The following is a 14,762-nucleotide window of genomic DNA, read 5'->3' on the forward strand; positions in this document are numbered from 1 at the left end:
TGGTTTTTTTAAATAGTATACGAACAATTTTATTGCACGACTAGCTTTACCGTTTGTGTAGTACCGTTACCTGTGGCTTGCAGTAAATACAACCCGCTACTAAGATCAGATAAATTGATCCTCCCAGAGGTTGCATTTATAGTTGTGGCAAACACTTTTTGTCCCGTTAATGAATACACTTCAATACGATCGATGGTTTTCTCACTAGAGAAATTAAGAACATCGGTGACTGGATTCGGATAGAAAGTGACAACTGTCGTATCGAATTCTGAAATTCCTAATTCAACATCGGTAGTAAACGTAAAAGGTCCTGCCCACGCACTTCCGTTGGTGTCGCAGTTCGATTTTACATATACTTCATACGCAGTTTCGGGAGTGAGGTCGGTTAGGAAAACTTCGGTTCCTCCAGTTGTAATTCCTGATGCAGCTCCAGGGTATCCAGTGTCTACTGCTTGTACAATATACTCGTATCCGCCTATTGGCTCAGGAGTTGGCTCGGTCCAACTTACAGTTGCTGTAGTTTCTGTTACATCTGTAATGGTAACATCGTCTGGAGAATTACATTCAGGAGTAGTGTCGTATGCTGAAATTTTAAAATCACCAAACTGACGTGCCCATCCCCATACTCGAATTTTAATGGTTTCACCAGGCTGTAAATTTGTGTATCGAATTCCAGCAAATTGATTGCTTCCAATTACAAATTGATCGCTACAATGTAGCATGCCATTAGGAGGCAGATCGTAAAGAACGTCTTCTAATGTATCGATTCCACATTCACCCGTAAATCCTTCCATAACGGTATCTGAAAGCAATGAATCATCTTGAAAACGGGTCTCTACTGTAAAATTACCTGATGGCGGTACAACTACAGAGAACCAAACATCGCGACCGTAGATATCAAATTCTAACGTTCCACATGAAGGAAATGGGGTAGTATCTAAATCGGTCGTTCCAGAAGTGATGGTTGCCACCATTTCGTTCTCTTCGAACGTTGTTCCTACGTTTAGCTCCATAGGAGTGTCACAAGAATCATTTTCTGGCGCTGGTGGTGATTTATAACCACATAAGGTAAAATAAATTGGAATGGATGATCCCGCACTTGATACAGCTACATAATACTGTTCTCCCGCAACAAGATCGGCCAGCACTCTCAATTCTCCACAGCCCTCCGTTAAAGGTGTTAAGTTGCCTGGAGTTCCTTCGTAAACACTTACTCTGGTAGGATTCGCTCCGTTTAAAAATCTTCTTCTAAAGGTATATTCTCCAGTTTGTTCTGGGACAAAAGTATACCATACATCCACATTACTGTCGGTACAATTTGAATCGTCTGAATAGGTAGCAGAAGCCGTATATCCTGAAACTGCATTGTTACAGGTATCATCATCTGACTCCAGTAATACCAAAGCATTTGTAATTTCATCATTCGCAGGAACTTCAGGGAATTTAGACACACATAGTGAAAATTCTGCTAAGGGTTCGTTGCTAGCAATCGCTACAAAATAGGTTTCTCCGGCATTTAATTCTCTTGCGGTATATCGTGTAGAACATCCTGAGGAAATCGGAGTGAGCTCTACCGTAGAACCTTCGAACACAAACATATTCATTTCATCAGCATTTGGAGCATCTAAGCGAAAAGCGTATAACCCAGAAGTTTCTGGAGTAAAACGATACCAAAGATCGTTATAATCACTATAATCTGGTGCGGTACATACATACTCTTCAGATTGGGTTGCTCCTTCATAATTTCCAGTAATTGCATTAGCACATGTGTAATCATCGGAAGCGGTGAGTATCGCAGCAGTTTCAGGTTCGTCATTTAATCCCGAAGGGACCGCGTACTCATAATTAAAATCGTCTAAAAATACATACTGCCATGGCCCTGTCCCAGAGTGCTGCGGTTTAAATGCAATGTATCTATGATTTAATGTAGTGTCGTATCCAGAAAGATCGATTGTAAATTCGGTCCAAGTAGCTGCTACAATGGTTGATTGATTCAAACTAGTATCGTCCAATACTTCAAAAGTAGACAGGTCTGAAGGGTCTGCGACCGTACCCACTATAATATTAAAATCGGCTTCATTATTGGCTCTGTTATTCATTCTGAAACGAATCTGCTTGTCGGTACTCAGATCTGAAAACTCAGGAGTTATCAATGCTAGCCCTTCTGGATCTGCTGTACTTGCAAAGAACATGCGTACCATAAGATCGCCATCGTACGGGTCGATGTCGAAAGAATTTCCGTAAGTTTTAAAATCACCCACGCTAGTATCATAGATTGACCAACATGGTTTAACATCTTCACCTGAAACATTGGGGCCTTCAAAACCAAATTGATATTCAGCTATAAAACTGGCACATGAAGATGTAAACTCATTAGAAGCAATCCACGCTCCAAAATCATCTGCAGTACATTTGGCACGAACGTAGGCAATATAGGCGGTGTTCTGCGCTAAATCCACATTTACCGAAGTAACGTCTGTTTCGATACCACTAGTAGCAGCATCTGGTGCCGGCAATGCAGCTTCCTGAACGATATATTCCCAGCTAGTTTCGGCAGACTCACTGGCGGTCCAAGAAATATCAGCCGAGTCAAAATCGACATTCGATGCAGTAACTTCTACAACTTCCAGACAAGAAGGTAAGTCTTCAACACATACCGTGTTGATCCATAAAAATTTATTAATCTGTCCGCTATGTTTAAATGCGAAATTCTCGTGACCGTTATCGGGAAGGGTTACCACATATTCGGTATCTCTGTTAGTGGTAAGGGTTAATGAAGTAATCTCTACAAAGTTTCCGTCGCCATCGATCGTTCCTACTTCAAGGATATCGGGAGCATCGGTAGAAGATCCAGCAGTAAATTTTAGTCGATGGGCTCCATCGGTCGCAAAAGCAGACACCTCTGGAGAGATCGCGATAAGGTCTCCTTGGGTTAAACTTACAGCATACAATTCAAGCATGTTTTTATTGTACCCTGAAAATTCGTAATCGATGTACACATGTCCGCTGGTATTAGGATCATCTACCGCAGTCCAACAAAGTGGTACTTCATTTTCTGGCAAACCAGCCCAATCTTCGCAGAAATTAGCGGTTAAGGGAGCACATGAGGTGCGTATGGTTGTTTCTGAAAGTATCCAAGCGCCATAATCACCTTCTCCGCAATCGGAACGTATATAGGCTTCGTATTGTGTATTAGAGTCCAGATCTGTTACAGTTACTGAAGGATTGGTATTTGTAGAGGTATACGGTGTACCATTTCCGGTAGGAATGCCTGTTTCGGCTTCCTGCACCACATATTCCCAGTTGTCTTCTCCTGTACCACTTTCTTCCCAAGAAAGATCGATGGTTGTTTGTGTCGGATTTGTAACAGTAACATTATCAACTTCAAGACAAGTTGGAATGGTTTCTAAACACACACTATCGATATTTACTTGATCGAAAGTAGACCCTAAATTATGCTGAAAAAACAAATATTGATCGGTTCCTGCAGGAATAATTATTTCCTGTAACTCCCAATCGTCGTTACTTACGCCTAATAAAACAATTGTTTCAATAGGTGTAAAGGTTCCACTACCATCTCCTGCACTAGTCGTCCCAACGATTAAACTAGAGTCGGTAGTTCCCTGCGAATAAAACTTTACGCGGTGGTTTCCATCGGCAGTGGTGGCTTCCATGGGAGAAATAAATATAAGATCTCCAGTCGTGGCATTTCCGCTGTACATTCTAAAATACTTACCCGGACTTGGTGCTGCTGGGTTTGAGGTCACCCTCCCGTAGGCAGATGTTCCATCGGTATTGTTTACCATGGTCCAGTCTACTGGAACCTCGTTATTTTCATAGGTGTCAAAAAATTCAGAAATATCGCATTGCGCGAAAGTTCCGAATGAGGAGACACAAATGGCAAAAAATAATGTAATTAATTGTTTCATCGTAACAGGTTTTAAATTTTTATCTCGATGGTAAACCTAAACAACATTTACCTTATTATAAAGGACTATATTTTTAAATATCGTGAATATTCACGATATTTAAAAATATAAAAATTTACATAAAACTCTGATTATTAATATTATATGAAGATTTATTTTAATTTAGAAGCTTTTTCTGCATTTCGCTTTTTTTCATTCAATTTTCTGCGTTTCCTAATTAATTTTAGAGCAATAAATAGGATTATTAACACAGAAAAAATTCCTAAACACAAAAAAAGATAGGTATAGGTATTCCTTTTTTCTTCTCGCTTTTTCCTGCTTTCTGAAGCCATTTCTTTAGCAACAATATTTAATGATTTTTTTTCTTCTGAAACCAATTTTTCTTCTTCCGAAAAGTAAAGTGCATTGTATGTATTGTAATTTTCAATATCGTTCAACTCAAAATAATTTTTTGCGATAGCTTCATATAACTGACTGTTAATTCCCACATCATTCATTTCTGAAACAATCTCCACCGCTTCTTTCAGAATACCAATCGCTTCTGTATGCTCTTTATTTTCAAAATGTAATTTGGCAAGTCCTAATTTAGAATATGCGATTGTTAGTTTCGAGTTAATTCGGGAAGCATATGTAATGGCATCTGAGTAACTTGTTTGAGCTGCTTTAAAATTCTTTAGCTCAAAATTACAATCCCCTACTCTATTTAATGCGATGGCCACACTTGCATTAAGAGAGGGTTTTTCTAAGCTTTTCTTAAATACTTCAACAGCTTCTTCAAAATTTGGTAATGCATAACCACACCCCAAGTTATCACGCTGTATAAGCCCTTTTACGAACGCAATATTTCCCTTAAGGTACTGAATGGAATCTGGCAAGGGGTGTGCCACAGACAATTCGTAGGCACGATCCAGGTAATTGAGGGCACGACTTCCTAGTTTTAAGCGTTGGTATTGTCCGCCTATAAAACCAAGTACTTTTATCTGGTCGGTATAGTTTTTATGCTGCTCCGCAATAGAATCGGCTTTTAATGCATAATGAAATACTTTTTCGTGATCTTTTAAAACAGCGTACGCATTCGCAATGGTAAGCAATGCCCCTACTTGAAAATCTGAGTTGTGTTCAGCAAGTTTATAGAGTTCATGTCCTTTAGCGATGGCGTTTTTAGGATCGTTGTACGTACTTACATTCGCCTCCTTTAGAAGCGACTCTAATTGGGTTCTGGTTTGTGCTGAAAGGTGACTTACAGATGACAGCACCGCTAGGAAAATTAGTAAAACCGGTATTTTTTTATACTGAAACACTTTGATCATTTCGGGGAAGATACAAAAAGATCAGGAAGCTACTTTTTCACTTTTCTTTAAAAAAGAAATAAATTGTTTAGGCGTAATACCTGTGATCGATTTAAACACCACTGTAAAAGCACTATGCGAAGAAAATCCACAGGTTTCAGCAAGATAACTTACTTTATACGAAAGGTATTTAGGATCGTTTTTTAGCAATTGAATGATGTAATTTACTCGTAATTCGTTAATGTACGTATTAAAATTTTTGCTCTTATGTCGATGGATAATTTCTGAAACATATTTCGTATTAGTATCCATTTGCTTTGCCAATAACGCCAACGACATGTTCTCTTTGGTATACTTGGTCGAATTTTCGAAGGCATTTAATTTAGTTAGGATCGTTGCTTCCGTTTCGGCAGGAATAGAAATTCCTCGGGATACGGTACTTACTTCTTGTACCGAATGGTTCGTCTTTAGCCTTTTCTCATTTTCAATATCCCGAATTATCTTTTCAAATTTTTCATATTCTCGGTCTAGTTTTTTATTGTACAAATAATACACAAACAATGCACAAACTAACACTCCAAACAGAATGCCGCCAATATAATAGTACTTATTTTCTTCTTGGTGTGTTTTCTGTTGTTGTGTTTCTTCAATATGAGAAATGATGGTATTTCTAACATTTCGTTCTGAAGCAACCATGGTTGCATTTAAACGAGTCTGCTCATTTTTAGACCATTGCCCTGTGCTACTATCTTCTTCCTGTTGTGCTATTACTGAAAGTGTTTCGAAAAGCGATACTTTTACGGAAGGCTCAACCACAGGCATGTTTAGTGCCTGAAGAATTATTTTTTTCGCCCCATCGGTAGTGTCGTTCGCAACGGCAAGTGTCCCTAATCCTAATAGGGTTTCTGCTTCTAACGCAGAATTTTGAAGATTACTTTTCTGTAATAAGATCATTGCTTCGGAATAAAAAAAACGGGCACTATCCTTTTTGGAAGTATTGAGGTACTGCTCCCCTACTTTATTGTATTGTCCTACTAACAATCTTGGAATCGGATTGTTAAGTCCCTCTAATAATCTTCTAGCTTTGTTTGTATAAGGAAGTGCTTTTTCTACCGTTTCAAGGTGCTTCAGCCGTATTGCTTTTTCGTTTAATAGCTTTGCATTGATTATTTTCTGTTCGTCTATGTTGGTGATATTAGGTACAGACCTTTTTGCTTCAGAAAGGTATTCTTCAGAAAGATCATTCATTCCAGAATTGCGGCAATATGTAGCAATCGAGATTGAAATAAGAGCTTTTACATAGGCAGCTTCAGAAGCATGAGCGTATGAATAGGATTGGAACAAATGTGTGACACTTTCAATATAGTTTCCTTGAAGTTTTTCACCTTCAGATTGAAGGTATAATGCTTTCGCTTTTTGCACATCGTTGGTTGCCTTCAGAAGAAAATAAGTTGCTCCTTTTACGGTTTGTGCAGGATCCTTATATACCGAAGACATATTGGTAGAAAAAAAGTAATCGAAGTCCCGAATTTCTTGCGCTGTACCATTTACAAATAAGGTAACAAACAATAAAAAAGCAATGTAATAAGGTTTCATTTTTAAAGCATATCTGGTCTTTACAAATATAGCATTAAAGGGACTATTATACTGAAAATAACACCTTCTTCGTTCTTATCTGGTTTTCTTAAAGTTTCGTTATTTAGCTTCACTTTAAGATAATTTACGTTTTGAAATACGATATTAAATAAAAACCTTAAGACTATGAAAACTTTAAAAACTGTATTTCTAATTACAGCCATCCTCACGCTGGTCGCTTGTAGTTCAGATGATGACGCACAACCTGTTATTACCAATGAATTTGAAGATATTGTGATGAATTTATCACAAGGCACTTGGGAAGTGACAAATTTTAATAATAATGGAACCGACGAAACCGCTAATTTTGAAGGCTTCGAATTTGCTTTTAGAGAAGATGGAGTATTAAGTGCTTCTACCGATCTTTTTACTGAAACAGGAAGTTGGTTGTATGATGATGCTTCTTCAGATTCGGGTGACGATAAGGAAGAACTTGATATTACCTTTCAAGATCCCGTTACTGAAAGTTTCGATGATATTTCTGAAGATTGGGATATTTTAAGTGCGAGCGAAACAGAGGTCAACCTCACAGAAGAGAATGATGCTGGAACAAAAGTCTTAGTTTTTAGAAAATTATAAAAACTCTATAGTAAAAAAATATCCGTTACTAATTCAAGTTTAAATTAGTAACGGATTTTTTTTATTTTAAAAGCTGTATTAAGAAGCAGCCACTTGGTCTTCTACAGCAACTAAATAACGTTCTGCATCGAGCGCTGCCATACATCCCGTACCTGCTGCAGTAACTGCTTGACGGTATTCTTTGTCTTGCACATCCCCACTGGCAAATACTCCTGGTTTATTGGTTTTGGTGCTTTTCCCTTTTGTAATTAAATATCCGGTGTCGTCCATCTCCAACTGACCTTTAAAGATTTCGGTATTGGGTTTATGTCCAATAGCGATGAACAACCCAGTAATATCGATGGTTTCTTTTTCTCCAGTTTTATTGTTTTTCATACGTAATCCTTCCACAACCATATCTCCTAACACTTCATCGATCTCGGTGTTGTAACGAAGATCAATATTTTCGGTAGAAGTTACCCGGTGTTGCATTGCCTTGGATGCTTTCATCTCATCTTTACGTACCAACATCGTAACTTTGTTACAAATATTAGCAAGGTAGGTAGCTTCTTCGGCAGCCGTGTCACCACCACCAACAATTGCTACATCTTGATTTTTATAGAAAAATCCGTCGCATACTGCGCAGGCAGAAACACCACCTCCACGAAGGCGTTGCTCGCTTGGAAGTCCAAGATATTTAGCGGTAGCTCCAGTAGAAATTATTACTGTTTCGGCTTCGATTTGCGTAGCATTGTCCACGGTAATTTTATGAATTCCTCCCACTTCTTCGCTGAATTCTACGGCGGTTACCATCCCGATACGCACTTGCGTTCCGAAACGTTCGGCTTGTTGTTGCAACTGCACCATCATGGTAGGACCATCGATTCCCTCAGGATATCCTGGGAAATTATCAACTTCGGTCGTGGTTGTTAATTGACCACCTGGTTCCATTCCTGTATACATAACCGGTTTAAGGTCTGCTCTTGCTGCATATATAGCTGCTGTGTATCCTGCAGGACCCGATCCAATAATTAAGCATTTTATTCTTTCAATAGTATCTGACATAATAAGTGTACTTCAAAATTTTTGAGAGTGTAAAAGTAGTAACTTTCATTAGAATGGGAAGTTAAAAGTTATTAATAAATGTTATTCCGAAATTGCATTTTACTATCTTAAAGATATTGCAGTGAGTAGGGAGAAAAAAACATTAAATTTGAGAACCCTAAGCTTTATACGGAGGGAATGAAAAAAGTTTCAAAGTTGTAAACCTTCCGAAGAAATTACATGGAGAATTCTTTAAAAATAATATAGATCGCCATAATTAGTACAAACCAGCCAAAACTCTTTTTTAGTTTTTTTCCATTTACAAATTTATTTGCCCAAATCCCGATAAAAATACCTCCAACCGAGATTCCTGAAAATATAAGTAAGAATGTCCAGTCGATGTCTAAATTTTCGATATCGCCTATAAATCCGATTAGTGACTTTACAGCAATGATCAATAAAGAGGTTGCTACCGCTTTTTTCATGGGTAATTTTGCCAACAGAACCAAAGCAGGAATAATAAGAAATCCACCCCCTGCGCCAACTATTCCTGTTAATACTCCCACAACAAATCCTTCGATAACTACTAAAGGGTAATTATAAATAACAGAAGTCTCATCTGTTACATCCATCGACTTATTAAAAATCATTGAAAGTGCAGCAACAAGCATAATAAATGCAAAGAACACCATGATCCCAACATCTTTTGTAATTAGAAAACCAAAAATGGTTCCTAACTCTTCTGGAATTGCGGGTACGATGAATTTACGAGTACTATAAACTGCAATAAATGCTGGAATTGAAAAAACAATGGCAGTTTTAAAGTCTACCAATTTTTTTTGCATGTTTCGGAAGGCTCCTACTAATGCTGAAATCCCTACCACAAACAAAGAGTAGGCTGTTGCAGTTACAGGATTAAACGATAAAAGATATACGAGAACAGGAACTGTTAATATAGATCCTCCTCCACCAATTAGCCCTAAAACAATACCGATTACTAATGCACAGACATATCCGATAAGTTCTATTAAATCCATAACAGGCTTGTTACTTTACTTTTTAAATAGTTACGAGGAAATCTGTTTTTTTGGTTAGCTAAGATATAATTTTGAAAGGAATTTTATGGAAAGCACCTATTAATTTCCTGAAAAAATTGAATACTTTATTTTTAAACTTAGCTAAATAGCCTATTATTTAAGATATTCTCAAATCTGATTCTTAACAGTTTCTAATATTAACAATTCTTAGTACAATCAATTTTTTTTAATTTTTGCAAGCATTAGATTATTTATATAAAACTCAATACCATTCGACATTTTTTTAGGAGTAACACTACATTTGCACGGTAAGATTTAAAACAACTTAGAATGAATCTAACCATAGAAAATATATTATTAGTAGGCTCTCTATTGCTTCTTATAAGCATTTTTGCTGGTAAGACTTCTTATAAATTTGGAGTACCTACCTTACTACTATTCTTAGCTATTGGAATGTTGGCAGGCTCCGACGGAATTGGAGGAATTCGTTTTGACGATCCACAATTTGCTCAATTTATAGGCATTATATCTTTAAACTTCATATTGTTCTCAGGGGGTCTTGATACCAATTGGAATACAGTTAAGCCAATTCTTCGGGAAGGAATTGCGCTATCAACATTAGGAGTTTTATTAACAGCTGTCTCACTTGGCATCTTTGTTTATTTTATAACAGATTTTACCATATATGAAAGTTTGCTCTTAGGCTCTATTGTATCTTCAACCGATGCTGCGGCAGTATTTTCAATTTTACGGTCTAAAAGTCTTGCGCTAAAGACTAATTTAAGACCAACGTTAGAGTTAGAAAGTGGAAGTAATGATCCAATGGCTTATGTTCTTACTATTGCGTTTTTAACCCTCGTAATTAACCAGGACCAAAGTTTTTTCTCGATCATTCCTTTGTTTTTACAACAAATGATTTTAGGGGCGATCGGAGGAATTGCCTTTGGAATAGCAAGTAAATTTATTATAAATAACATCAAACTGGATTTTGAAGGGCTTTATCCCGTTCTAGTTATTGCTCTAATGTTCACTACGTTTTCAGCGACCGATTTTGTAGGAGGAAACGGCTTTTTAGCCATATACATTTGTGCAGTGTATTTAGGGAATCAAGACCTGATCCATAAAAAAACTATTTTAAAAATGTTCGATGGTCTGGCATGGCTCATGCAGATTGTATTATTCCTTACGTTAGGACTGCTTGTATTTCCTTCTCAAATCATTCCATATATGGGCATTGGACTACTTATTTCAATCTTTCTCATACTAGTCGCTCGTCCTATTGGGGTATTTATTAGTCTACTCTTTTTTAAAATGAAACTGAAAAGAAGATTTTATATTTCTTGGGTTGGGCTTCGTGGCGCAGTTCCAATTGTATTTGCAACCTATCCCCTTTTGGCAGGAATCGACAAAGCAAACATGATATTTAATATTGTATTTTTTATTTCAGTAACCTCTATATTAATTCAAGGAACCACACTTTCGGTGTTTGCCAAATGGCTAGGAGTAGGATTGCCCGAGACCCAAAAGAAGTTGACTCCAACCGATTTATTGCTCGCAGAAAACCCCAAAGCTGAAATGAAAGAACTCTTAATCACATCAGACTGTTTCGCTGTAGATAAGAAAATTGTAGATTTAGGTTTTCCAACCAACGCAATTATAGCAATGATAAATAGAGATGACAGCTATATTATTCCAAACGGATTAACTAAAATAAAAGAACAAGACACCTTGATCGTTTTGGCAGACAGACCTGAAGTTTTTGAAGAAGTTTATAAAACACTTAGAACTCACAAGGCATAAAATAATTCATATATACCTTCAAGAGAAAGGTTTAGAAGCTGATTTTTTAATATACAATTTCAAAAATACTTTTTAAGTATGAAAGATCATTTTGAAATTAAAAAATATCAACCTAAACTTTAATTATTAAATTAAAACTAGAGTCCTATTATTACTCTTACTAGTAATGTACCAACGAGCGTTTTATCGTTTCCGAAGAATTAACACTTCATCATCTGAGAAGGATACCCAAGCAAAATCATAAATATAATGATACATCTTCCCTTTACTGTTTACATGAAAATGAGTGAGGTAATTAAACTTAAAGTTTTTGTTTGCTAAAATCAATCTAGGAATTTTTTTCTGAATTCGATTTTTTCCCAAAAGTTCAAGCAAAATAGAGCGATTACGATGAAGAATACGATCGATCTGAACTGCTGAAATTCGCGTGACCCTTCGAAGGTTCACATGATAATAGTTTTTACAACGTACAGAACAGAAAATTTTATCTTTTCTCCCGTATATTTTACTGCTACATATTTTACAAGTGCGTGGATTTTTTTGTGTTTTATCAAAATTGGTGTCTTGCATAGTTTTTTTGTTTTTGAAAGTGAAACAATACTATACAGGGAAGTCGATACCATTTATTCGTTTATAACGGTTAAGATACGCTTAATATTTAATTCTACTATTTTTGAACTGAAAAAAGGCGATATTTATAGATTGAATCTATGATTGAAAACATAAAAATATCGACTCATCCATATTACCCGGACCTTATTTCTTTGGTTGAAAGTTATAAGAAATGGATGTATGAAAAACGTTTAGCCGAAAATACCATCACTACCTACTCTGAAGCAACTTTTCGTTTTCTAAAATATTTGTTACAGCATGATGCAAAAGAAATCACACCACTTTGGATAAAACGGTTTAATTATGATTATATAATTACCAACGGATATTCAATTTCATATCAAAATCAGTGCATCAGTGGTATTAAAAGATATATTGAATTTAGAGGCATCGATTTGGACATTGACGAAATAGAGCGTCCAAGAAAATCGCAGACACTTCCAGAAATTCTTTCAAAAGATGAAGTAAAACGGATCTTAGATTGCACCCGAAATTTGAAACACAAGGCATTACTCACCTTATTATATTCTGGAGGGTTACGAATTGGAGAGGCCCTTTCAATGAAATTAACAGATGTCGACAGTGACCGAATGCTACTTTTTGTACAAGGAGCAAAAGGAAGAAAAGATCGATACACCTTATTATCTGAGAAATTCTTAAACTTACTCCGAGAGTATTATAAAATTTACAGACCCAAAAAACTTTTATTTGAGGGGCAGACTGGTTTACATTATTCACCTGTTAGTGCTAGACAGGTTTTAAAGCGTAGTGCAAGCAAAGCAATGATTACCAAAAATATACGTCTCCATACATTACGACATAGTTTTGCTACCCATTTATTAGAAAGTGGTACCGACATACGTTACATACAAGAGTTATTGGGTCATAATAGTCCAAAAACAACCATGATTTATACTCATGTCACGAGCAATAGTTTACGAAACATAAAAAATCCATTTGATGATTTATAGTATATTTACTAAATATTGGATTATGTTTTTTCATAAAACACATCGCTATACCCCAAATTAATATTATAGGGTGAATGAAACATTTTTCTATAAACAAGTTAGCACACATTTGAGAAAAACTATGAGAATATTTATAATACTGACTTTAATTCTCGGAATTAATTCTTGCAAAGCACAATCCATATCGGAAAATAAACTTTACGGAAAATGGATTTTAGTTGAGGAAACTGACTCTCTTCCTGACGATATTGAGCCGCTTACTGAAAACAACTCTGACTCTGACTCTGACTCGGAATCAGAATCTGACTCAAAAGCGGAACTGAAAACCACTCTGACTTTTAATAAAGACAAAAAAATATTCATTAACTAAATGGGAAATGAATATGATGCAACTTATAAATTGACTGACTCAATTCTGACTATCGGAAATCGGAATTACATCATAGTCAAAATTGACAAAAACAAACTCATTTATAAAAATAAAGGCGGACTTTTTGACAAGCATTATGAATATAAAAAAGTGGAATAAAAACGTGTGCTAACAACGTGTATAATTCATTGCTTCTGATTTTCCTTCGGAAAATCCTCGCGCTGAATTAAAGCCAGTTTTTATTTAGTAAATTAGTTGCTGAAACACGCAACGAAATCATACACAAACCGTTGTAAACAATTATGAACGAACACGAAGACTACTTCAGGATTTCCAAAAATGGACACGTTCATACTTTAAGTGACCGAATTCCATTTAAGTGGAAAGAATTAATTGTTTGGACTTCTGCTTCATTCATATTGTTGATTTGGTTGCTCGGAATTGGAATCGGAATTTTTGTGGCGATTTTGACTTTAATTGGATACACTCTTTATCGATTTGCATCGTGGATTTATTACTCGGAATTAAAAATTGACGAAAAAAGCGGAAAAATAATTCGACTGAAAAAAATACTTGACCGAACTCAAAAAACGGAATTGATAGACGAAAAATTTGACCCAAACCGATTTGAATACTCGGAATTAACTCGAAGCGGAAAAACGAAATTTCTAATGAATTATCGGACACATAAAAACAACGAATTATTAATAATAAAAAATAAAACGGACAAGGAACTGATTGAGAAATACATTACTGAAAAAATAACTGTCTTGTAAATGCTGTATTTCAGAATTGTATTTTTCGTTTTATTTCTATTAGAGTTAAGGTTTTTAAATTTTAAATACAAACGAGACAAATATATTTGGATTGGGATAGTTTTGATATTCAGCTACATTGGCTATTTTTTCTTTTTAATTCATAAAAGAAAATTAATTATCAAAAGAAAATTTGAACCAAACTTTAATCGGAATAAATAACTGTTTACAACAACGTGTATAATTAATTGCTTGGTTCTGGTCTACTCGGAAAATTCCTTCGGAATTTTCTTTGGCTCGTGAATGTTTGCTAAATTAGTTGCTGAAACACGCAACTAACCATACACAAACACGTTACAAGTAATGGCGCCCGTAACGCAAAAATTCTCCAAGCATTTCGCAACTGAAACTATAAAATTGCGATGAACTGTAAAGCCGCACGCAATCTGAAAGCTAAATAAAACTTCTGACTAAAAATTTTTCGCAGCGAAACGGAAGCGGAAACTTAATGGATACAACACGTCTTATAAAACTGATTGGACAGTACATTTAATTCAATGGTCGGATTACTGAAAACGGGAAATGTTGAGAGAGTTATTTAGTTTTATAAGCCTAAAAGTTCAGTAATTAATACAAAAATATCGATGTTACTTTGCGGCGCTGCGAAGTGTTGCGTAATCGTTGCGGCTGCATCTAAGCAAAGCGTGCTCTGTGAAATGTGTCGCAACCGTGCATAACAACGCATAAAAACAATAAGCCAAA

At 36.0% G+C, this 14,762-nt stretch carries 11 protein-coding genes; 5 read left to right on the forward strand and 6 right to left on the reverse strand.

Features of this window, described 5'->3' with window-relative positions:
* Positions 1-29: 29 nt before the first annotated feature.
* The 3 genes from ULVI_RS12840 to ULVI_RS12850 all read right to left on the reverse strand — a co-directional run bounded on the left by ULVI_RS12840 (position 30) and on the right by ULVI_RS12850 (position 6,814).
* Complete coding sequence (locus ULVI_RS12840) at positions 30-3,929, reverse strand: fibronectin type III domain-containing protein (protein WP_068593200.1); 3,900 nt, start codon at positions 3,927-3,929, stop codon at positions 30-32.
* A 152-nt stretch (positions 3,930-4,081) separates the two neighbouring features.
* Positions 4,082-5,239, reverse strand: coding sequence for a tetratricopeptide repeat protein (locus ULVI_RS12845; RefSeq protein WP_068593201.1), 1,158 nt, complete (start codon positions 5,237-5,239; stop codon positions 4,082-4,084).
* 21 nt (positions 5,240-5,260) lie between these two features.
* Positions 5,261-6,814 (reverse strand): helix-turn-helix domain-containing protein, encoded by a 1,554-nt coding sequence (locus ULVI_RS12850; protein ID WP_068593202.1) that lies wholly within the window; start codon positions 6,812-6,814, stop codon positions 5,261-5,263.
* 165 nt (positions 6,815-6,979) lie between these two features.
* On the opposite strand from ULVI_RS12850, the gene ULVI_RS12855 reads away from it, so the two are divergent.
* Entirely contained in the window at positions 6,980-7,432 is a 453-nt protein-coding gene (locus tag ULVI_RS12855) for a hypothetical protein (RefSeq protein ID WP_068593203.1), read from the forward strand.
* A gap of 78 nt (positions 7,433-7,510) precedes the next feature.
* Here the strand turns inward: ULVI_RS12855 and trxB are convergent, their stop codons facing one another.
* Complete coding sequence (gene trxB, locus ULVI_RS12860) at positions 7,511-8,476, reverse strand: thioredoxin-disulfide reductase (RefSeq protein ID WP_068593204.1); 966 nt, start codon at positions 8,474-8,476, stop codon at positions 7,511-7,513.
* A 215-nt stretch (positions 8,477-8,691) separates the two neighbouring features.
* Positions 8,692-9,492: a sulfite exporter TauE/SafE family protein gene (locus ULVI_RS12865; RefSeq protein ID WP_068593205.1), complete on the reverse strand. Its 801-nt coding sequence runs from the start codon at positions 9,490-9,492 to the stop codon at positions 8,692-8,694.
* A gap of 330 nt (positions 9,493-9,822) precedes the next feature.
* Here ULVI_RS12865 and ULVI_RS12870 point away from each other — a divergent pair, with 330 nt between their 5' ends.
* Entirely contained in the window at positions 9,823-11,292 is a 1,470-nt protein-coding gene (locus tag ULVI_RS12870) for a potassium/proton antiporter (RefSeq protein WP_068593206.1), read from the forward strand.
* 183 nt (positions 11,293-11,475) lie between these two features.
* Here the strand turns inward: ULVI_RS12870 and ULVI_RS12875 are convergent, their stop codons facing one another.
* A complete protein-coding gene (locus tag ULVI_RS12875) occupies positions 11,476-11,739 on the reverse strand; it encodes a hypothetical protein (RefSeq protein WP_241780992.1) in 264 nt (87 codons plus the stop codon).
* 263 nt (positions 11,740-12,002) lie between these two features.
* Between ULVI_RS12875 and ULVI_RS12880 the strand changes: the two genes are divergently transcribed.
* The 3 genes from ULVI_RS12880 (at position 12,003) to ULVI_RS12890 (ending at position 14,021) form a co-directional block, all read left to right on the forward strand.
* Positions 12,003-12,875, forward strand: a complete 873-nt coding sequence (locus tag ULVI_RS12880) for a tyrosine-type recombinase/integrase (RefSeq protein WP_241780993.1) — start codon at positions 12,003-12,005, stop codon at positions 12,873-12,875.
* A 121-nt stretch (positions 12,876-12,996) separates the two neighbouring features.
* Positions 12,997-13,245, forward strand: coding sequence for a hypothetical protein (locus ULVI_RS12885; RefSeq protein ID WP_068593208.1), 249 nt, complete (start codon positions 12,997-12,999; stop codon positions 13,243-13,245).
* A gap of 302 nt (positions 13,246-13,547) precedes the next feature.
* Positions 13,548-14,021 (forward strand): SLC5/6 family protein, encoded by a 474-nt coding sequence (locus ULVI_RS12890; protein ID WP_068593209.1) that lies wholly within the window; start codon positions 13,548-13,550, stop codon positions 14,019-14,021.
* Positions 14,022-14,762: the final 741 nt, after the last annotated feature.

Source organism: Cochleicola gelatinilyticus, assembly GCF_001637325.1.
Lineage (GTDB): Bacteria > Bacteroidota > Bacteroidia > Flavobacteriales > Flavobacteriaceae > Cochleicola > Cochleicola gelatinilyticus.